Source organism: Kocuria sp. KKT182, from assembly GCF_055635395.1.
In genome coordinates this window covers 2,320,400-2,341,110 of sequence record NZ_CM145757.1, presented here as the reverse complement: position 1 = coordinate 2,341,110, position 20,711 = coordinate 2,320,400, and the positions used below count along the sequence as shown (strand labels likewise).

Here is a 20,711-nt window from a genome sequence, read left to right as displayed (position 1 = left end):
CTTCGGCGACTCCACTGCTAGCTCACCCGCTCAAGGGCCGGGGCGGTCGGGGCGCCGTGAGCTGTGGTGGGCACCGTCTGGACGACGGGCGAGTCACCGGCCGCCACGGGCGCGGCGCGAAGGTACTCGGCGCGGTAGTGGTCCAGACAGGTCTGCAGGTCGAATCTAGCCATGCTGTGCTGGCGGGCAAGTCGACCGGTGCGCTTACGCAGCAGGTCGTTGGAAAGCAGTTCTACGCAGGCGTCCGCGAAAGCTCTGGGGTCCCTGGCGGGCACGACCCTGCCGGTGCGCTGCTCATCGTCAAGGCACTCCGAGATCCCGCCGACGTCGGTGTTTACCGTCGCACGACCAGACATCATCGCCTCGACGACGGTGAAGGGCAGTCCCTCGGAGATGCTCGACAGCGCCACGATGCTGCCGGCCTCGATTGCTGGCCGGCTGCCGGCGGAGGGGCCTTCCCAGGTCAACGCACCGGTGACTCCGAGCTTGGTAGCCAACGCCACCATTTGTTGCTGGTACGGGATATTCGATCTCTGGACTGGGCCGAAGATCCGTAGCCGCGCCTCGGGGATGTCCCCCCGGACCAAAGCGAAGGCCCGGATCAGTGTTTCCAGGTCCTTGAGCGGATCGATCCGTCCCACGAAGGAGATCGTCGGGACCTTCGGTTCGGATTCCACGGCGGTGAAAGTGGTGGGGTTGACTCCGTTAACGATCGTCTCGACCCGGTTCTCGGGCGCCCCGAGCAGCTTCTCCCACCGAGCGTTGAATCGGTTGACCGGCAGGATCTTGGAGTACTCCCGGTAGGCGAGCCGGCACAGTGCCGAGGTGAACGCCATGACCGCGCGTCGGGCGGCCCACGGCAAGTCGGACTTGGCCATGGCCAGGTAGCGTTCTCTCAGGTAGACACCGTGCTCGGTCATGATCCCGGAGGTGCCCGTGCGCCACATATGCGCCAGGCCTACGAGTGCGGACGGGCCGTTGCCGGTGGCGTGAACGACGTCTACGCCACCTAGCCGAGTGTCGACCAGGGACAGCACCCGGTCCACAAGGCCGCAGGCCATCACGGCCTCACCCACGTGCAGGGGGCGGGCGCCTCCGGGGACCTGCTGGGTCGTCCATGCTGCCAGCAGCGCCGGAATCGAGCCCCTGGCGGCGAGCATCCGGCTGATGGAGACGGTCTGGGAGACCTCGACCAATCCGTGGACGGCCTCGCCGAAGCGTTCGTGGTTGGCCGCGGTGTCCGCCCCGAGGGCGGCGTCCCACATGGTGTCCAGCAACTCCTCGGCCCGGCGTCGTCCGGCGGTGCGGAACCGCAGCGGCATGGATTGATCACCCCACATCGGCACCCGGCGCACCTCGCGCAAGTTCGGCGGAAGCTTCCAGGTTATGGGTTCCCGGCCGGTGGCCACGATCGCCGTGACCTCGAATTCGTGCTCGTCCATACCCGAGACGAGCTGGTCGCACCACGTGCTGACGCCGCCGGTATTGACCGGGTAGGTGCCTTCCGTGATCATTGCTATCCGCATTTTCCTACTCCCCCATAGCAGTACGGCCACTCGCTCCTGCGGCGATGGCCCGAGAGCGGTGCCGGTCGGCGCGCCCCCCAGCGCACCGACCGGCACCGCGTGATCTTCACCCCTACCGGGCCGCCGCGACCGGCTCGGCGTCCGAGGTGGTGGGCGCCTCGACCACGATGGGCTCGTCCGGAACGATCACCTTCGTGGAGGGGCCCTCCGGGACAGAGGCATCGCTGAACTGGCTCGGCGCTTCGACCGTGGTGGGCGCCGTCGTGCCCCAGGCGATTTGGCCGACCTGGACCGTCTTGACGTTGCCGGCCGCCACGGCCAGCCGCCCGGTGTCCTTGCCGGCGTAGGTCTCCGGCAGGGCGGCCCCCCCGGTCGTGGAGCCGTCTGGCATCGAGACCGGGACGCTCGCGCCGTTACCGGTGGCTGAGATGTGTACCTGGCCCTTCCAATAGAAGGCGGTGGCGTCCCTCTCTGCGGCCCAGAGGCGTTGTTCCTGGAGCTCGGTCCCGGCCTTTGTCATGGTCGGGTTGACCAGCGGCGTGTTCACGGCGAAGGTCTCACGGTAGGACGACAGGATCCGCTGTAGCACCGGGTAAATAATCCTGTCCTGGGTTTGGTTCGACTGGTGCACGTAGTGCGGTCGCGGGTCGTTGCCGACCATATGGCCCAGGGCGATGCGCGCCTCGATCGGGACGATGTAGTTCTGGAAACCGGTGGTGGTGGACAACGGTTTGATACACGTCGAAGTGGCGGGATTGTCCTCGCACAGGCCCGATCCCCCGTTAGCCCGTGAGGTGTAGATCCAGTTGTATTCGTCGACCGCCTGCGTGCGGGTGGCCGTGTTGTAAAAGATGTTCATCGGATAACGCGGGACGGTGAGCGCCGAGCCGACGGACCGCTGCTCTGACTCTCGGGAGGCGTCGGATGCGACCCACCGAATCCCGGTCTCGGAGAATGCAGGGGCGAGGTTAGGGTTGTCCCGTGTCATCTGCGGCAACGATTTGAGCCCGGAGTGTTGACCGGTGACCAGAGCGGCCGCCTCGGGCTTAAAGCCGTTGCGAGCCGCAAAGGTCTTGTTCTGATTGATCTCCTGGACGATTGTGGCCCGAGGGACGTACCTGGTGGCGCCCGAGGCGTCCCGGGCACATTCCCACGTCCCCAGCCCGGTGCTGATCTGCTCGCACCCGAGGTAGGAATGCGAATAGGTGTGGTTGATGGACCGGAACGCACTTGCGTTGTTGCGGAAAGCGGTAAGCACGGGGTCTGAGGTGGTGTTCTTCTCCTGCATGTACTCGGCGGAACCGGCACCGTTGTAGACAACGTCAATCTTGAAATTCCATTGTTGCTGCCAGTCCTTCTGGTACAACACGTCGGTTGCCGTCATGCGCGCGGTCGATCCCGGGGTGGTCGAGGGATACTTCCTTTCGTCGCAGTCGTCGCCGTAGGTGCAGTTGCCCGCCGGATTCCACAGGGCGTCGGGCAGGAGGACGTCATCGGAGTGGACCGAGAACCAGTTGGCATACTCGCCCAGGCGCACACCACGGGTTAACCACTCCAGCTGGCCATGGCTGAGCACCTGGAAATGCTGCTGGTACTGGTTGGAGGCGTAGGTGTTGAACAGTTCCTCACGCGAGCCGTCGTTGAAGACGCCACTGAGCACACCCTGGGTCGAGGTGCCGGGCACGGGGGTCGTGACAAACGGGGTGACCGTGACGCCGGGCGTGTTCGCCGGCGTGGCCAGGTAGCCGTAAGACTCGGTAACCGCGGTGTCGATGTTGTCGAGCTTGACCGCGCCCTTGAGGTACTCGTGGCCGTCGCGCTTGGCGGCGGCCGTCACCGTCCCGGTCTGGCCGTCCACGGCCCCGGAGTAGACCGGCGTATTCATGCCGTGCTGGGCGCTGGGCCACACGTAGGCGCTGATCTGGCGCACCCCGAACTTCGCCTGGTAGTCATGCAGAGCGTCGAGCTCGACTGAGGCGAGTCCACCCGGCGCGGAGTTCGGCATGATGACGCCTTGGAAGCGGGCGTGCGGAGCCTCGATGTCCGGCACGGTCAGGAAGGCGTTGTCGAGCACGGGCCGGCCGGCTGCGTTTAGGTCGAGAACCTCGTAGGGAATGCCCTCCCGGATGAGTCGATCCTGGTACGCGCTGACCATCGGCGAACCGTCGGATACGACGAGCACCTTAAGATCGATTTTCGGGTTGACGGCCTTGGAGACGGCCACATCCTGCGCCGCCTCCGCGGATGTTGGAACCGACTGTGCCACCGGACCCGCCAGCAGCAACAGCGCGCCGATCAGCGCGGCGCCCCTCACCCCTCGACGGGTTCCCCCGTGAGGCCGATCCGGAGCGTACCCAGCCTTGAACACAGAAATGTATTTCATGATGTTGCCCCCACTGTGACGGCCTGCCCCCGCAGACCTTCCTGGTGCGACCGTCAATCCCTGGACACCGGGGCGCCGCTCGCACAGATCTTTTGCAGAGTATGTGGTCGGCGACCCGAACCCGAGGGCCCCCCGGACGTTGCCCTCTGCAAACCGCATTATCAATGGCAAACGTCCGCAAAAGAGCGGACAAGACAAGTGCCTGTTTACTTAAGATGACGGCGGGACAACGAGCTGTAGATCGGGCCGCGACCCCTCTGGCAAGGAAAAACCCCACATGATCATGCCAAGAGTGTCGTGGGTTGCCGGACGGTGATGACGAATACACCGCATCGAGCGGGCCTTCGCGATCGGGGCGCTGGCGCCCCCTGCGGCTCGGTCTTCACCTGATCCGACATCCCAGGACACTCGACACAAGCCATCCCACATGACCTCCAGCACCCAGAGTGCTGGTCTACGGGTGCTGACCCTGGGCGGGGGTGTGGAGCCCCCGTACCCACAGGGGGCGACGATCTTTACCGTCATGGCCGCCGCGGCCCAGGGGAGCCGGAGATCAAGTAGAAACGCATTACCGACTCGGGGCCCCAGCGTCGGGCCGCCGGAGCGGATGTCGGCGGACGGCGCCAGACCGTCATCGGATTCCCGCCCCGGAACGCGCCTAGCTCATCGAGACGGGGAGCCGGTCACCCGGGGCGCCCGCGACCTCGGAATGTTCAGGGCCACGCTCCCTCGGCGCAACCAAGACCTGCTAGTTCTGAGCTTCTGACCGGGTTGCTCTTCGGTGCCGGCCCAATGCTGGTGTCACCCGCAGGAGGGCGCAACGGTGATCAGTTGAGCCCCCGATAGTGGTGTAGCGCGGTGGCCCTGCTCGTCGTTGCCGACGAGAGCGCGGCCACCGTGAGATCTTTCGAGTTCACCTCTCACAGCACCCTCGAAAGGACATCATCACGATGACCGCTCCTCATATTGTCGACCCTGCTGGCCTGCTCGGCGAAGCCCTGTCCGACGCGTCCCCGGATCTGATGCGCAGCTTGTTGCAGACGGTGATCAACGCTCTCTTGTCTGCTGATGCCGAGGCGGTGGTCGGCGCCGAATGGGGCAAGCCCACCCCGACCCGGTCTGCGCAGCGCAACGGCTACCGGCACCGCGACCTCGACACCCGCATCGGCACGATCGACGTCGCCGTGCCGAAACTGCGCACCGGCACCTACTTCCCCGAGTGGTTGCTGGAGCGGCGCAAACGGGCTGAGTCCGCGCTGATCACCGTGGTCGCCGACTGTTACCTCGCCGGGGTCTCGACCCGTCGGATGGACAAGCTGGTGAAGACCCTGGGCATCAACTCCCTGTCGAAGTCCCAGGTCTCGCGCATGGCCACCGACCTCGACGAGCACGTGGAGTCCTTCCGCCACCGACCCCTGGACGAGGCCGGCCCGTTCACGTTCGTCGCCGCCGACGCACTGACCATGAAAGTCCGAGAGGGCGGGCGCGTGGTCAACGCGGTCGTGCTGCTGGCCACCGGAGTCAACGGCGACGGCCACCGGGAGGTCCTGGGCATGCGGGTGGCCACGGCCGAGACCGGGGCGGCGTGGAACGAGTTCTTCGCCGACCTGGTGGCCCGGGGCCTGGGCGGAGTCCGCCTGGTCACCAGTGACGCCCACGCCGGTCTCAAGGACGCGATCGCCGCGCACCTGCCCGGGGCGTCCTGGCAGCGGTGCCGCACCCACTACGCGGCCAATCTCATGTCGATCTGCCCGAAGAGCATGTGGCCGGCCGTGAAGGCGATGCTGCACTCGGTCTATGACCAGCCCGATGCCGCCGCGGTGAACGCCCAGTTCGACCGGCTGATCGACTACGTCGCCGAGAAGCTGCCCGAGGTGGCTGAGCACCTGGCCGACGCCCGGGAGGACCTGCTGGCCTTCACCGGCTTCCCGAAAGACGTGTGGATGCAGATCTGGTCCAACAACCCCGCCGAGAGGCTGAACAAGGAGATCCGCCGGCGCACCGACGCGGTCGGGATCTTCCCCAACCGAGCCGCCATCGTTCGCCTCGTGGGCGCGGTGCTGGCCGAGCAGACCGATGAGTGGGCCGAGGGCCGCCGCTACCTCGGACTCGAGGTCCTCACCCGTTGCCGGCTCACCCCCGTGGCCCGCACCGGAAGCGAGGTGATCCCCGACCCCCTGACCGCCCTCACTGCCTGACCCCTACGAAAGATCGCTACACCACTTCTCGGGGCTTGACCCGGTGATCGAGGACTCTTGTGGTTGGCTCCGGCGCCGTTCGTTGAGCTTAGGTAAAGGGGGTGTGTAGTTTCCATCAAGCATGGTCGCCATCGGCTCCGAGCCCTGTTTTCTGGGGTGAAGACGACGTAGCTTTCCCTTTGGGAACCCCCAGTTCTCATCGGCCGCTACCCCGGGCAATGCCTCGGGGTAGCGGTGTGAGGGTGCCCTGGCTCAGCATCCCTTTGAAGCCAGGGCACCCTTTCCCATAGGACGAATGCGGCCTGGGCGTGGTGGGGGCACCCCCCAGCTCGGTGGTTCCGGCGTCGGTCACTGTGCGTTGCCGTTGACGGCGGTTGCAGGCGTGTCCAGCAGCGTCGAGAGTTTTCCCGGCACCTCGGTCACCGCCTTCGCCCTCTCCAGCTCCGTTGCTCGGCGCTGGTTCTCCTGAGGCAACCGGGCCGTATCGCGGACGGCAGGATCAGCCGGCGCGGGCCCGAAAACGAGCGACGTCCGGTCACTCTGGATTCGCTGGAGGGACCGATTGGCGTACCCGGTGAAGTTCGGGGCTGCCTCGCCGAGGCGGTGCCTTCCATCTGGGCGGCGCACCAGTCTCGGCCTCCCGGAGTGGCCTGAGGCCCCTTCCTCGCTGTCCGGCTTGAGGTTCTATGCCCAGGGGTACCTGCGAGTCTTCATGAAGCGCACTGTCGCACCTTCCGTCCTGAAGTGTTCGGGCAAAGTGTCGGAAGGCTCGTCCATGCGTGGTCCCGCCGCAGGAGTCGCTCTGGACCGACCCGCCTACCTTCACAGACAACTGCCAGACAGCGAATACCTCAGCTATATCCGCCCTTGCTTTAGTAAATCCTGTACCGGGGTCGTGTTCCGGTTCAGCGGGCAGGGGGCCCGCCGGTGCAGCACAGGGGGGGTAGAGCTCGTCATGACAGATTTTCACGGACGCCCGGCGCGCAGCGCCCCATGGACACGAAGCGGTCCACGTTCGGTCACTTCTGATGCTGCGGGCGAACCTGCGGCGAACGGGACAAGCACCGCGGAGGCAGGCCCGCGCAAGCGGCGTCTGCTCGGGATCGACGCTGCCCGCGGGCTGGCGCTGATCGGGATGATCGCCGTCCACATCCTGCCGTCTTGGGACCCGGTGACCTTCGAGCCCACCGCGCAGTGGGCTGTGTTCGCCGGCCGCTCCGCGGCCCTGTTCGCCCTGCTGGCCGGGGTGGGCCTGGCTTTCAGCACGGGCGGGCGCACCCGGCACACCGGGCGGGCGATGACGGCTGACCGGGTAGGGGTGGCGGTGCGCGCGGTACTGATCGCGGGCCTGGGACTGGCGATCAACGAAGCACTGCCGGGAGAGAGCCTGGCCGAGGTCCCGGCGGTGAACATCCTGGTCTACTACGGGGTGTTCTTCCTGCTGGCGATCCCGTTCCTGTCCCTGACCGCCCGGGCCCTGTTCGTCTGGGCGGGGTTCTTCGCCCTGGCCGGTCCGGTGCTGATGCACCTGCTGCGCGACGTCCTGCCCGCGATCGAGCGGTCCAACCCGACCGTCCTCGACCTGGTGGACAGCCCCGGGGCCACGGCGGCCCAGTTGATGCTGACCGGGACCTTTCCCGCCCTGCCGTATCTGGCCTATCTGCTGGCCGGGTTGGCGATCGGCCGGCTGGATCTGGCTGACGTCCAGATCCAGACGTCGTTGCTGTTGCTGGGGGCGTTCCTGGCGGTGACGGCGTGGTTCGCCTATTGGGTGCTGATCCTCCAGGCGGGGGGCTACGCCCAGCTGCTGGCCCGGACCCCCGCCCTGAACGAAGAACTGATCGACGACATCATCAACTTCGGCCCGGATCCCACCCTGCCCACCACCACCTGGTGGTGGCTGGCGATCACCGGCCCGTACACCAACACCCCGCTGGCCCTGCTGCTGGGCCTGGGCTCGGCGACGGCGGTGCTGGGGCTGTTCCTGCTGCTGGCCCGCGGGGCCGGGCGCTGGTTGCTGCCGCTGTCGGCGATGGGCTCGATGACGCTGACCGTGTACTCCGCCCACCTGCTGGGCCTAGCTGCGGAGGTGCACTACGACCAGCCCCTGTGGTTCCTCATCCACATCGGCGTCGCCCTGGTCTTCGCCCTGATCTGGCACCTGGCCTTCGGGCAGGGCCCCCTCGAGCGGGTCGTCGCCGGGGTCGTGCGCACCGTCCGCCGGCTCGTGCTCGGCCGGAAACGGCAGACCTGAACCGGTTCCGCACCCGTACCGTGGCGTGTGCTCAGGGAGCGGGTGCGGAGACGGCCACCGGGTCGAGCGACACTGTCGGCATGGAGACCGGGAAGATCTCCTCCACCGGGTGCCTGCGGTCCGAGGCGAGAATCACGGAGCCGTTCCCAGGACCGCGCTGGGGGTGGGGGCCACGGGGTGCCCCGGTAGGGTCTCGTCGGCGGTGACGCGCAGATCCATCAGCGTGGATCCTTCCAGCACCGGCAACACCGTCCGTGCCAGCAGAGCCAGAGCGGTGCTGTAGGCGGCCGCTGGGGTCTCGGCCTCGAGCCGTATCCGCAGGAACACACCGGGCGCACCCGTGCTACGAGCCACACCGTGACAGGAGGCGATGGAGGCCCTCACCGCCGCGATCACGGGCTCGTCCACCCGGTGGGTGGTCCTCACGGAGGCCTCCACGGCCCATCGGCTCGCTTCGCCACTGGTGGCCCGGCCCATGGTGGTATCGCTCATTGGTCCCCCAACTCCGAACGGCCCTGTCGGGAGCGGGCTGCTCCACGGGTGCAACGGGCACCGCGTGATCCCATCCTGGGAACCGCAAGGCGCACGGCGCAAACCCTCGCCGTCCAGAAGATGCTTTTGCGGTGACTGTGACGAGCCTGAGCGATGCTGCGTGGGCCCCGGGCGTCGACAGACCGGCCCGTGGCCGGGCTCACCTGGGGTGAGACCCCGTCGAAGTCTTTACGGAATCTTGAGGATCCCGCGAGGTCAGCGCCAAATGTGGACGAGACCCTGAAGTCAGATCGGCTCCGGACGCCCCGGGGCCACGGACGTGGTCCTACGGGCCGCACGCTTCGCCGGCCCGGAGAGGGCCGGCTCGATCAGGGGGAGTCATGAGCGCGATGTCACGAGCGGAGAAAACCGATCCAGGGGGACTCGACGATGCACTGATCCGGCCCACACGCCGGCTGATGGGGATCGACGCGGCGAGGGGACTGGCGCTAATCGGGCTGATGGCCATCCACATCCTGCCCTCCTGGAACGAGGAAACCGGAGAGGCCAGCTTCACCTGGCGGGTGTTCTCCGGAGACTCCGCAGCCCTGTTCGCCCTACTGGCCGGGGTGGGTCTGGCGCTGACCTCCGGTGGGCGCCACCCGCACGAGGGCCAGAGGATGACCGCCGACCGGATCGGACTGCTGGTACGGGCGGTGCTCATCGCCGCAGTCGGTCTGTGGATCGGGACCCTGATGTCGGAGGACCCGCCGGCCTACAACATCCTGATCTACTACGGGGTGTTCTTCCTGCTGGCGATCCCCTTCCTGCACGCCGGCCCGAAGGCGCTGTTCATCTGTGCGGCGGTCTTCGGGATCGTGTCCCCGCTGCTGATGCAGGGCCTGCTCGATCAGCTACCCGAGTGGAGCTCCTACAACCCCACCCTCACCACCGTGCTGGCCGAACCGGGGGCCACGGCCTCCCAGCTACTACTCACCGGGTCCTACCCGGCTCTCCCCTACATGACGTACCTGCTGGTCGGAATGGGGCTCGGCCGATTGAACCTGCGCAAGCAGGAGGTCCAGATCCGGCTGCTCGTCGTCGGCATCGGGGTCGCGATCTTCGCCCAGGCCACCTCCTACTTCCTGCTCTACGCCTTCGGCGGCTACCAGCGGCTGCTGGACGCCTCCTCGATGGACGAACACGAGCTGGAGGAAGTGCTGGTGTGGGGCCCGGACTCGCTGCCCACCTCCACGGTGTGGTGGCTGGCGATCGCCACCCCACACACCAACACCCCGCTGGCCATCGCGGCCAGCCTGGGCGTGAGCCTGGCCGTGCTCGGAGCCCTCCTGCTGATCGCCCGCAAGGCCGAGGCCTGGCTGATGCCACTGGCGGCGATGGGCGCGATGACCTTGACCCTCTACACCGCCCACCTGGTGGCGCTGTCCTTTGAGATCCACTACGACCAGCCCTACCTGTGGTTCATCATCCACCTGGTGGTCGCGGCGCTGTTCGCGGTGGCCTGGCACCGGGCCCTCGGCCAGGGCCCGCTGGAGCGGGTCATCGGGCTCAGCGTGAAGGGCACCCGCCGGCTCGTCCTGGACAGAACGTCCGGGTCCTCGCACGGGTAGACGCCACTGCACCCCCTGTGGGCCGTGCCCGCCACCGCAGCTGAACAGCTGCGGTGGCGGGCACGGCCCGTTGTCGTTCCCAGACCTCGAGCTTGAGTGCTCCCTGGGGGCTCAGTCGGTGGGCCGGTGGCGGGGCAGGTGGATCCGGAAGCTGGCCCCGCGCCCGGGGCCGGCACTGGCGGCATCCAGGGTCCCGCCCTGGGCCTCGACCAGGGCCTTGCTGATCGCCAGCCCCAGCCCCGAGCCGCCCCGGTGGGCCTCCCGGCCGGTGTGGGCGCGGTAGAAGCGCTCGAAGACGTGCAGAAGGTTCTCCTCACTGATGCCTTCCCCGGAATCGGTGACCGTATAGGTGACGGCCTCCGGGGTGTGGTCAGTATGCAGGACGATGGTGCCCCCGGGCGGGGTGTGGCGCAGCGCGTTCTCCAGCAGGTTGCTCAGCACCTGACCCATCCGCTCCGGGTCCAACGGGATCGGGGTGACGTCCATGCCGGTGCTCAACGAGGTGATCGACACGCCCTTACCGGCGGCGTCGGGCTCGATGGCCGCGACCGCCTGGGCCGCCAGGCGCTCAGCGTCCTGGGGCGTGATTTGTAGGCGGGTCATGCCTTCTTCGGCGGCGGTGAGCTGGCGGATGTCGCGGGCCAGGCGTTCCAGGCGGGCGATCTGGGCGGAGAGGATCCCGGTGGTGTGCTCGTCGAGTTCGACCACTCCGTCCTCGATGCCTTCCAGGTGGCCTTTGAGACTGGCCAGGGGGGTGCGCATCTCGTGCGCCAGATCGGCCAGCATCTGGCGCCGAGTGGTGTCCACGGCGTCGAGCTTGGCGGCCATGTCGTTGAAGGACCCGGCCAGGGAGTCGAACTCCGGGCCCAGTTTGGTGGAGGTGACGCGCACGTCGTAGTTGCCGGCGGCCACTTCCTGGGCTGCGGCGCTGAAGGAGGTCAGGGACCGCCCGATCGTGCGGTAGAGGTAGAAGGTGAGCATCCCGGCGATGTAGAGCGCCGGCAGCCCTCCGATGGTTAGGGCGGTGAGGCTCACCGAGCGGAAGGCGTCCTCCAGGTGCACCAAGCCGGTGGCCGCATCGGCGTGGCCGGTCTCGACGAGCTCGTGGTAGAACATCCGCGGCCCGACCAGCACCGCAGTGATCACCACGATGATCAGCCCGATGGCCAGCACCGCGGTCTGGGCCAGCATTAGCCGCACCGTCAACGGGCTCCAGGTCCAGCGTTGGTCTGTTGAGGTGGTGGCGCTCATCGTCCGGTGCCCATCCGGTAGCCGACCCCGCGGATGGTGTGGATGAACCGCGGGCTGGCGGCCTCGTCGGCGAGCTTCTTGCGGATCCGCCCGATGTGCACGTCCACCAGGTGCGCGTCCCCGGTCCAGGCGGTGTCCCAGACCATCTCCACCAGCTGCCGGCGCGAGAGCACCAAATGCGGGTGGGCCGCCAGGGCGGCCAGCAGGTCGAACTCGATCCGGGTCAACAGGACCGGCTCCCCGGCCAGGTGCACGTCCCGGGCGGCCTCGTCCACCACCAGATCCCCGATCACCAGCCCCCGCCCCGGATCCGCCGGCGCCGGCGCTGGGGTGGGTGCGGGCCGGGTGCGGGCCCGGCGCAGCATGGCCTGCACCCGGGCCACGAGCTCGCGCGGACTGAACGGCTTGGTCACGTAGTCATCGGCTCCCACGGACAGGCCCACGATCTTGTCGATCTCGTCGTCGCGGGCGGTGAGGATCAGCACGTGGCAGTCGGAGAAGGTCCGCACCTGACGGCACACCTCGATCCCGTCGATCCCCGGCAGCCCGAGATCGAGCACTAGCACGTCCGGGGCGAAATCTCGCACCGCGGCCACCGCGTGCGCGCCGTCGTGGCGCACCGCGACCTGAAGCCCGGCCTTGCGCAGATACTCCGCGACCAACTGCGCCAGATCGACCTCGTCGTCGACCACCAGAACACGCCCGGTGAGCGGATCCGTCATCTGTCCTCCCTGTCCTGATCGCTGTGCTGTGCGTGCTGTGGTGTGAGCCTCGGTGCCCCGGTTGGCCGTGTCACAGGGTCCGGGATGGCGGGCTAGTCGTGGACGGGTTCGCCGGTGAGTCGGTGGTCGGTGTGGTTGACGATCTCGGTCACCAAGCGGTTCAAATGGCCGTCGGGTACGGAGTAGATCACGTGCCGTCCCTCCTTGCGGGAGTCCACCAGCCCGGACAGGCGCAACTTGGCCAGGTGCTGGGAGACTACCGTGCGGGCGGCCCCGGTGGCCTCGACCAGCTCGGTGACGGTGCGCGCACCGTGGGTGAGCTGCCACAACAGGTGCAGCCGGGTGGGTTCGGCCAGCATCCGCAACGTGGCCGCGGCACTGTCCAGCAACTCCGGGCCCGGGCTGACCGGATGCACCAAGGAGGGTGCCGCAGGGGCCGGCGTGGGGGCCTCAGGAGCGGTGTTCACGGAACCCATCCTTCCCTACCGTCTCCGCCGCCGGGGTTGGAATCACGGGGCGGGGCCAGGAGATGTGGGCGGTGCCGGCGGCCACGGCTGCGATCACGGTCAGGGTGGTCGCCGCGGCTCCGAGCCCGGCCTGGGCCCCGACCCACCCGGCGACCGGGTAGGTGAGGATGAAGCAGGCGTGAGACAGCGAGAACTGGGCGGTGAACACGTAGGGGCGGGTGTGCTCATCGGAGACATCGCGCAGCACCCGCGCCGAGGGGGTGAGGATGCTGGAGGTCCCCGCCCCCAGCACCAGCCACAGGCCCAGCAGCACCCCCCACCCCGTACCGGGCTGGAAGGAGAACACGGTGGTAGTGACCATTACCACCGGGAGCACGGCCGCCCCGGTGAGCATCACCGCCCGGGTCCCGCACCGCTCGAGCACGCTCGGGGCGGCCAGGGCCACGGCCATGGAGCCGATGCCGTAGGCGGCCAGGGCGATCGCCAGATCCGTCTCCGCCCGGCCCAGCACGTCACGGACGTAGACCACCGTGTTTACCAGCACCAGAGCGGTGGGGGCGGCCACCACCAGGTCCAGGGCCAGCAGGGACCGCAGCCGCGGGGTGGACCAGAAAATTCGGGCCCCCAGGGTCGTGCGGTGCCACACCGAACCCAGAACCCCGGTCACCGTGCGGGAGGCGGGCAGGGCGGTGGTGGCCACCATCAGGGCTGAGACCACGAACCCGACCGCTGTGCCCAGGAACAGGTCGTGGTAGCTGAGCACGCTCAGCGCCACCGCGGCTGCGACCGGACTGACCAGAGCCTCCAGGTCATAGGCCAACCGCGACAGCGACAGCGCGTTCGTGTAGTCACGTTCGCCCGGCAACACCGCGGGAATCACCGATTGGAAGGCCGGGGTGAAAGTCGCCGAGGCCGCCTGCAGCACGAACACCACGGCGTAGATCTGCCACACCTCGGAGATGAACGGCAGACACAAGGCCATGCCCGCCCGGACCACATCAGCGCCGATCAGCACCGGTTTCGGCGGAAGCTTGGCCACCAGGGCGTTGACCACCGGGGCGAGCCCGACGTAGGCGACCATCTTGATCGTCAACGCCGTGCCCAGTACCGCCCCCGCATTGGCTCCGGCCAGGTCGAAGGCCAACAATCCCAGGGCGACCGTCAGCAGCCCGGTGCCCAGCAGCGCCACCACCTGGGCGGTGAACAGGTGCCGGTAGGTCCGGTTCCACAAAACCGTGAGCATGACCCCACCCCCATTAGTGCATATGTGCATAAATGTGCACTTTAAAGGTAGTGGGGGGACGGGCCTATTGCCAACCCAGTCCCACCCGCACCGAGGCCAGCTCTCCCGCAGTGCAACGTGCTGTACACCCTCGGGCGGGGTGTTCTGCGGGCGCTCCACGGCGAAGAGGAGCAAAGGGAAGGCAGGAGCGGGGGGGGGCAGTTCTGCGCCCTCGGCGGGGAGAGACCTTGCAGATGCCTCCGGCAAAAGACCCCAAAGTCGTTGTCTGAGGGCTTCCTCAGTTGCACACCAGCGCAGAGCCCGGACCCCGTCAGGAGGCCGGGCCCTTGGGCGCTGGGGAGCGTTGGAGGCTGGTGCGCTGGTAGGAGTCGATCGCCCCGGGGTGGCCCTGCATGAACGCCTCGACCTGCCGGCGGTCCGCCCGTAGCTCGGGGTCGTGGTCCAGATAGTGCTTCGTCTCCCGTACGACCAGCCCGGAGAGCAGCAGCAGTCCGAGGATGTTGGGCAGGGCCATGAGGCCGTTCATGGCGCTGGCGAGACTCCAGGCCGTGGTCAGGGGCACGGTGCAGCCCACGTAGACGACCAGGGAGAAGACCACCCGGTAGGGCATCACGGCCGCGGCGCCGAAGAGCCGCTCCATGCAGCGCTCACCGTAGTAGGCCCACCCGAGGATCGTCGAGTACGCGAACATCACCAGCCCGATGGTGACCACGTAGTGGCCCCACCGCCCGGGCAGGCCCTGGCTGAACGCGTCGCCGGTCATGGTCCCCGCGAAGTCCGCCCCCTGCTCCCAGACCCCGGTGGTGATGAGCACCAGGCCGGTGCAGGAGATCACGAGGGTGACGATGAACGTCTGGGTCATGGCCACCAGGCCCGCCCGGACCGGGTGGGTGGTTCGGGCCGCGGCCGCGGCGATCGCGGCTGCGCCCATCCCGGACTCGTGGGAGAAGGAGCCCCGAGCGATGCCCATCTGCACGGCGAGCATGATGGCCGATCCGGCGAACCCGCCGACCGCCGCGGTGCCGGAGAAGGCGTCGGTGAAGATCAGCACGATCGCCTGCGGGATGGCCGCGACGTTGACGATGAGGATGAACAGGGCGCCCAGGACGTAGAAGACGATCATGACGGGCACGAAGCCCACCGTGACCTTCCCGATGGACTTGATGCCACCCACGAGCACGGCCAGCGTCAGCACCGTGAGCATCGCACCGGTCACCCCGACGGGGACGCTGAAGGAGCGCTGGAGGTTGCCCGCGATGGAGTTGCCCTGGACCAGGTTGCCGATGCCGAAGGCGGCCAGCGCGGCGGCGATGGCGAAGAAGATCGCCAGGAACTTGCCGAACCCGTTGCGGATGCCGCGCTCCAGGTAGTACTGCGGGCCGCCGGAGATCTCACCCTTGGCATCCGTGGTGCGGAACCGCACGGCCAGGAACGCCTCGGAGTACTTGGAGGCCATGCCGAGCAGGCCGGTGACCCACATCCAGAACAGGGCGCCGGGCCCGCCGATCGAGATCGCGGTGGCCACGCCCACGATGTTGCCGGTCCCCACCGTCGCAGCCAACGCCGTGGTCAGAGCCTGGAACTGGGAGACGTCACCGCCGCGGGCGTCCGCGTCCTTGCGGTCGACCAGGGCCAGCCGCAGCGCGGGGACCAGCTTGTGGAACTGCAGCCCGCCCAGCCGGATGGTCAGGTACAGGCCGGTCAGCAGCAGCAGCGGGATGAGGGCGTAGGGTCCCCAGACGACGTCGCCCAGGGCATCGAGGGTCCTCTCAAACATGTGGTCTCCCGTAGGTGTCGGGTCGGTGGGAACCGCGCAGTCGGTGGGCCCGACTTCTCCGGTGTGGGTGCCGGGTGCTCAGTAGGTGGGTGCGGCGGGCAGGTCCATGTAGTGCTCCAGGGTGGGGATGTTTTGCTTCACCATCCCGGTCGAGATCGCGGTGCCGACGTAGCGCAGGTGCCAGGCCTCGTAGTTGAGTCCGGTCGTGGCGGTCTGGCCCTGGGGGTAGCGGATGATGAAGCCGTACTTGTGGGCGTTGTTCTTGGCCCAGATCCCTGCCGGGGTATCCTGGAAGCAGGTGAAGTCCACCGCGCACGTGCCGTCGGCGTTGCCCACGTCAACGGCCAGACCGGTCTGGTGCTCGCTGTGGCCGGGCCGCAGCGAGTACATCACCGCAAGTTCGGGCCCGTGCAGGTTCAGGTAGTACTGGTGCAAGTCGACCTGGTAGTCGTAGGACCGGTAGCCGCTGACGGCGATGATGGGCACGTCCGCCGCCCCCGCGGCCGCCTGCATCCGGCCGAACGCGGCCGCTGCCTCCGCGCGCAAACGCTGGTCGTTGCCGACGTCGACGAGGTTGTCGGGCACGTACCTCTTCGGGGACAGCGGGCGCCGCTTGTTGACGACGACGTAAAGAGATCCGGCCCGGTCCACCTCTCGGACCGCATGGGTGCCGGAGCCGGCGCTCCAGGTGATGGTGCCGCGCTGGAAACCCTGCCGACAGGTTCCCCCCGAGCACCTCTCGGCCGTGGTGGGGTACCCCAGCGCACCGTGCTCGGCGCCCTCGCGCATCCACCGCGCACGAATCCCACCCCAGATCGGGCGGCCCCCAGTCGCCTTGGACCATACGACGGACCCACCCTGGAAGGACTGGGAACACCCGCCGTCGCGCAGCCCGCAGGTCTCCCTGCCGGTCGGGTAACCGAGTTCGCCGCGTTCGTATCGCTGTGCCGCCCAGGCGCCCTTGATTCCTCCCCAGGTCGCCCGCGCCCCTGTTTTCGCGGACCAGTGGATGTCACCGCCGCGGAAGCGCTGGTAGCAGCCGCCGTCGCGGATCCCGCAGACCTCCGAGGACACGGCCGGACCCAGCCGCCCGGCCGTACCGCCGAGGCGTTGATACTCGGCGGCGATCGGGGTGGCACCGAACGCCGGAACGGTCAGCGGCGCGACCACCAGCGCCAGCGCGCTCAGCAACCCCAGCAACCCCCGCCGCCCCCAGCCGCGTCGTCTGACCGTGGAAGAGGTGTCTCGGATGATTCCTTCCATGATTCCCCCGCAGTGTCCTCGAGTACGCCCCCGCGTACTCGTTCAGGCTAAGGGCGGAAAACACTTTTGGATAGCAAATCCGGTTCCGTGACTGGGAGTCGAGGGCTCGGCCAGGTCGCCACGGGTCCGCGCAGCACAGAGCCCGTAGGCGTGCCGCGGCGTGGAGTCGAGGCAGGTCAGGCCCCCAGCCGACCCATGCGACCGGTAGTTCCGCGCCCGGACACGGCACGGCACCGTTGCAGGCGTTGTTGGCCGGCTGGTGGGAGCATGCCAGCGTCTGAATGACCTTTTGACCGACCTCCATCCATGCAAATAGCTGCATCTTGGGGGACAGTGCAGCACGGAAGTGGGGGCATTCGGGAAAGTCAAGTGTTGCTAATGTGAATATTGGCGGGTATTTGGGGGGAACACGGGCTGGTGTTCCCGAATGCTGCGCCCACGGGACGGTGTCTCGTGTGCCAATCAGGATCTGGGGGATCCCACGGCGGTGGGCGAATGTGCCGACTGACGAACGATGAGGCAGCAACTGCCGAACCAGTGGGGGAACACATGCTTAAGTACCAGACTCAGACGGACAGGCTGGGCAAGATCGAGATCCCGGTCAGCGGCATCCGGGTGACACCGATGGACACCAATGAGCTGCACCAGTGGATTGCGGCCACATGGGAGGAGCGGCGCAAGACCGTGATCCTCGGCCACAATCTGCACAGTCTCTACACGTGGGAGGTCAACCCGACGTTCCGCGCCTTCTACGACAAGGCCGACGTGGTGCTGACGGATGGCTTTCCCATCCTGAAAATGGCCAAGTGGCAGTCCGGGCGGCCGCTCAGCGCCAGGCGGCACCGTATCGGCACCATGGACTGGCTGCCCGGCCTGATCCGGAGCACCCCGGTGCGCCGCATCGCCGTCATCGGCGCGAGCCCCGAGAGCAACGCCGCCACGGTCGCCCTGCTTCGTGCGGAGGACCCGGAGCGCACGGTCGAGGGCTGGCCGGGCGAAGGGTGGGGCCCCGCCCTCGAGGACCGCACCGTCGGAACCCTGCAGGAGTTCCGACCGGACTTTGTCATCGTGGGCCTGGGCATGCCATTGCAGGAGGAGTTTCTGAGCCGGCACTGGGAGGAGCTGCCCACGGCGATCTACGCGGCCGTCGGCGGGGTGATCGACCAGTACTCCGGTATCCAGAAATCGGCCCCGCGCTGGCTCGGGCCCATGGGCCTGGAATGGGCCTACCGGCTGGCCACCCAGCCGCGGCGGCTGGGCCACCGATACCTCGTCGAGCCGTGGATCCTCGCCTATCTCCTGGCGGCCAAGGCCGTCCGGCCGGACGCCGCGGGGGTGGACGCCAGCTCCTGAGCCGGCCATGAGCGGCGGGCCGAGACTTTCCGTCCTGACCCACCGCTCACGACCGGTGTCAAGAACGTCATGCCCTCTTACAATTAGAAGTGGTTTCAATAGTCTTTGCGGGGCAGTCGCCGGGCGCAGATGACGGTGATGGCCAGGGTCGCTACGGCGGTGACCGTGGCCGCGCTGCGGTCGTATCGGATGGCCAGGCGGCGGAAGGCCAGCAACCAGGCGATGGTGCGTTCCACGACCCAGCGGTAGCGGCCCAGGCGTTCGCTGGAGTCCACCCCGATCCGGGCGATGCGGGCGGTAATTCCGCGTCGGCGCAGGTAGCGGCGCACCCTCTTGTTGTCGTAGGCCTTGTCCGCGTGCAACTTGACCGGTCGGCGCCGTGGCCGGCCACGGACTGGGCCTTTGACCGGGCTCAGTCCGTCCAGGATCGGCTCCACGAGCATGGAGTCGTGCCGGTTGGCCCCGGTGATCGCCACTGCCAAAGGCAGCCCGTCGGCGGTGACCAGCAGGTGGTACTTGGTGCCGAGTTTGCCGCGGTCAGTGGGGTTGGGCCCGGTCAGCTCGCCCCCTTTTTCGCCCGGACACTGACCGAGTCCAAAGACGCTCTCGACCAGTCCAGCGCCCCGTCCTGCCCAAGCTGGTCGAGGACGGCGTGGTGGAGCTTCTCCCATACTCCGGCCTCCTGCCAGGCGCGCAGTCGGCGCCAGCAGGTGATCCCGGAGCCGAAGCCCAGCTCCACGGGCAGTTTCTTCCAGGCGATGCCGTGCTCGGCCACGAACAGGATGCCGTTGAGGGCCGCTCGGTCATCCACGCGCGGTCGCCCGGTGCGCCCGTTCTTCGCCCGCGGGGGCGGTGGGATCAAGGGTTCCAGCAACTCCCACAACTGGTCGCTGACCAGCCGCCTGGAGGTCTTCTGACTCGTCATAGCAGCCATGATCACCAGCCGGGTGGACACCGCTCAATGCCTCACCCATAACTATTGAAACCATTTCTTAGTGCTCATGGGCCGAACACCAATACCGGCGGCGGGCGCTCCGTAGGGAAAGCGCTTCGCTAGGTGCCTAACCGAGTAAGCCGGTCCCCACCCGAGGGCACGGATTGACCGGCAGAAAGACAAAGAGGGCGCGCCCCCTTGCAAAGACGGTCGGCGCGCTCTCAGTCGAGGAGCACTCCACCCTGCACGCTCTGCGGTGCGTGCAGGGTGGTTGTCCCCCAACTCCTGACGTTGCCCTTGAGCGGGAGCAATATCGCTCTGGATCCTTGCCCGATCCATCACGGGGATACGCCAGTCTTGCCCCTCAATTTTACCTCTCGCTCCAGCCCGCAAACCAGACATATCCCCTCACAGTTGGAGCCAAATGGTGGTGTCCAGCACGGCCACCGCGGGGCCATCGAAGCGTCAACATGCCGCGCTGCTGCAGCGAGTCGCCGGGCCACACACCGTTTATCGGACAGTCCCCCTGGCCCGGGCAACCCACGCTAACTTGCGAGCAGGGCTCCTGGCCTGCACTCAGCGTGGACCCTCATAGCGTCTAGATCGTCTTCCGACGTCGCGGCGGTCGCGGGCGGGGTCTGCCACCAGCAGCTCAGAGCATCACGGACGGGCTCTTTCGCACGGGGTGAGGGTGACGGTCATGAGAGGGTTAAAGCATGTCCGAATCTGCTACCCCGGCTGGCGATCCGCTCAACAGCTCCCGTGGCCACCGCCCCTCCTCGTTCGGAGGCTCCGGGGCCGAGATCCTATACAAGGAGAATCTCTCCGCGGCCTGGTGGATGTGGTTGCTCGTGCTGCTCACGGGTATCACCACCTTCCTCGCCTTGGCCCCGATCAATCTCTGGGTCGCCGTGGCTGCCACAGCGGTAGCCGCCGTGGGCACCGCTGTGGCGCTCGTGGTCTCCACAACTTCCATCGTCATCACCGGCGATTACCTGCAGGTCGGCCGGGCTCGTATCGAGCGCCGGTTCGTCGGGGAGGCGGAGGCGTTCCGCGGTGACGAGGTGCGTCTAGTGCGCGGGCCCGGGCTGGACGGTAGGGCCTTTATGAACTTCCGGGTTTCCGTGGGCCCGGTGGTGCGCATTGAGATCACTGACCCGGTGGACCCCACTCCATACTGGCTGACTTCCACCCGCCACCCGGAGCGCATCGTCGAGATGCTTTCTGCTGGCTGAGTC

The 20,711-nt window shown here is 67.6% G+C and carries 15 protein-coding genes; 5 read left to right on the top strand and 10 right to left on the bottom strand.

All coding sequences use genetic code 11. From position 1 onward, the window contains the following. Positions 1 to 17: 17 nt before the first annotated feature. Together pelF and ACZ2G1_RS10900 are read right to left on the bottom strand one after the other, a co-directional pair. Positions 18 to 1,514, bottom strand: a complete 1,497-nt coding sequence (gene pelF / locus ACZ2G1_RS10905) for a GT4 family glycosyltransferase PelF (protein ID WP_470376757.1) — start codon at positions 1,512 to 1,514, stop codon at positions 18 to 20. A gap of 124 nt (positions 1,515 to 1,638) precedes the next feature. Further along, complete coding sequence (locus ACZ2G1_RS10900) at positions 1,639 to 3,840, bottom strand: hypothetical protein (RefSeq protein ID WP_470376756.1); 2,202 nt, start codon at positions 3,838 to 3,840, stop codon at positions 1,639 to 1,641. 1,019 nt (positions 3,841 to 4,859) lie between these two features. On the opposite strand from ACZ2G1_RS10900, the gene ACZ2G1_RS10895 reads away from it, so the two are divergent. Both ACZ2G1_RS10895 and ACZ2G1_RS10890 read left to right on the top strand, forming a co-directional pair. After that, positions 4,860 to 6,107, top strand: a complete 1,248-nt coding sequence (locus ACZ2G1_RS10895; RefSeq protein ID WP_031282481.1) for an IS256 family transposase — start codon at positions 4,860 to 4,862, stop codon at positions 6,105 to 6,107. A gap of 1,135 nt (positions 6,108 to 7,242) precedes the next feature. Next, positions 7,243 to 8,361: a heparan-alpha-glucosaminide N-acetyltransferase domain-containing protein gene (locus ACZ2G1_RS10890; protein ID WP_470376755.1), complete on the top strand. Its 1,119-nt coding sequence runs from the start codon at positions 7,243 to 7,245 to the stop codon at positions 8,359 to 8,361. A gap of 132 nt (positions 8,362 to 8,493) precedes the next feature. On the opposite strand, the gene ACZ2G1_RS10885 is transcribed toward ACZ2G1_RS10890, so the two are convergent. Further along, positions 8,494 to 8,787, bottom strand: coding sequence for a hypothetical protein (locus tag ACZ2G1_RS10885; RefSeq protein WP_470376754.1), 294 nt, complete (start codon positions 8,785 to 8,787; stop codon positions 8,494 to 8,496). A 566-nt stretch (positions 8,788 to 9,353) separates the two neighbouring features. On the opposite strand from ACZ2G1_RS10885, the gene ACZ2G1_RS10880 reads away from it, so the two are divergent. After that, a complete protein-coding gene (locus tag ACZ2G1_RS10880; RefSeq protein ID WP_470376753.1) occupies positions 9,354 to 10,463 on the top strand; it encodes a heparan-alpha-glucosaminide N-acetyltransferase domain-containing protein in 1,110 nt (369 codons plus the stop codon). A 111-nt stretch (positions 10,464 to 10,574) separates the two neighbouring features. On the opposite strand, the gene ACZ2G1_RS10875 is transcribed toward ACZ2G1_RS10880, so the two are convergent. The 6 genes from ACZ2G1_RS10875 to ACZ2G1_RS10850 form a co-directional block, all read right to left on the bottom strand. Then, positions 10,575 to 11,654, bottom strand: a complete 1,080-nt coding sequence (locus tag ACZ2G1_RS10875) for a sensor histidine kinase (RefSeq protein ID WP_470376752.1) — start codon at positions 11,652 to 11,654, stop codon at positions 10,575 to 10,577. 56 nt (positions 11,655 to 11,710) lie between these two features. After that, entirely contained in the window at positions 11,711 to 12,436 is a 726-nt protein-coding gene (locus ACZ2G1_RS10870) for a response regulator (protein ID WP_470376751.1), read from the bottom strand. Positions 12,437 to 12,528: 92 nt separating this feature from the next. Beyond that, on the bottom strand, positions 12,529 to 12,903 hold the full coding sequence (locus ACZ2G1_RS10865; RefSeq protein WP_470376750.1) for an ArsR/SmtB family transcription factor: 375 nt from the start codon (positions 12,901 to 12,903) through the stop codon (positions 12,529 to 12,531). Then, positions 12,887 to 14,146 carry an MFS transporter gene (locus ACZ2G1_RS10860; RefSeq protein WP_470376749.1) on the bottom strand — a complete coding sequence of 420 codons (1,260 nt, stop codon included), beginning with the start codon at positions 14,144 to 14,146 and terminating at the stop codon, positions 12,887 to 12,889. The genes ACZ2G1_RS10865 and ACZ2G1_RS10860 overlap by 17 nt, the downstream gene beginning before the upstream one ends. Positions 14,147 to 14,456: 310 nt before the next feature. Continuing rightward, positions 14,457 to 15,923: an alanine/glycine:cation symporter family protein gene (locus ACZ2G1_RS10855; RefSeq protein WP_470376748.1), complete on the bottom strand. Its 1,467-nt coding sequence runs from the start codon at positions 15,921 to 15,923 to the stop codon at positions 14,457 to 14,459. A gap of 78 nt (positions 15,924 to 16,001) precedes the next feature. Beyond that, complete coding sequence (locus ACZ2G1_RS10850) at positions 16,002 to 17,186, bottom strand: D-alanyl-D-alanine carboxypeptidase family protein (protein ID WP_470376747.1); 1,185 nt, start codon at positions 17,184 to 17,186, stop codon at positions 16,002 to 16,004. Positions 17,187 to 17,735: 549 nt separating this feature from the next. Between ACZ2G1_RS10850 and ACZ2G1_RS10845 the strand changes: the two genes are divergently transcribed. Continuing rightward, positions 17,736 to 18,539, top strand: a complete 804-nt coding sequence (locus tag ACZ2G1_RS10845) for a WecB/TagA/CpsF family glycosyltransferase (RefSeq protein WP_470376746.1) — start codon at positions 17,736 to 17,738, stop codon at positions 18,537 to 18,539. 95 nt (positions 18,540 to 18,634) lie between these two features. Here ACZ2G1_RS10845 and ACZ2G1_RS10840 read toward each other — a convergent pair. Further along, positions 18,635 to 19,464, bottom strand: a protein-coding gene (locus tag ACZ2G1_RS10840; protein WP_470376678.1) for an IS5 family transposase whose coding sequence is annotated in 2 segments (ribosomal slippage) — positions 18,635 to 19,113 and positions 19,113 to 19,464 — 831 coding nt in all. Because the reading frame shifts where the segments join, the coding sequence is not laid out codon by codon here. A gap of 725 nt (positions 19,465 to 20,189) precedes the next feature. Between ACZ2G1_RS10840 and ACZ2G1_RS10835 the strand changes: the two genes are divergently transcribed. Continuing rightward, positions 20,190 to 20,708: a DUF3093 domain-containing protein gene (locus ACZ2G1_RS10835; RefSeq protein ID WP_470376745.1), complete on the top strand. Its 519-nt coding sequence runs from the start codon at positions 20,190 to 20,192 to the stop codon at positions 20,706 to 20,708. Positions 20,709 to 20,711 lie beyond the last annotated feature (3 nt).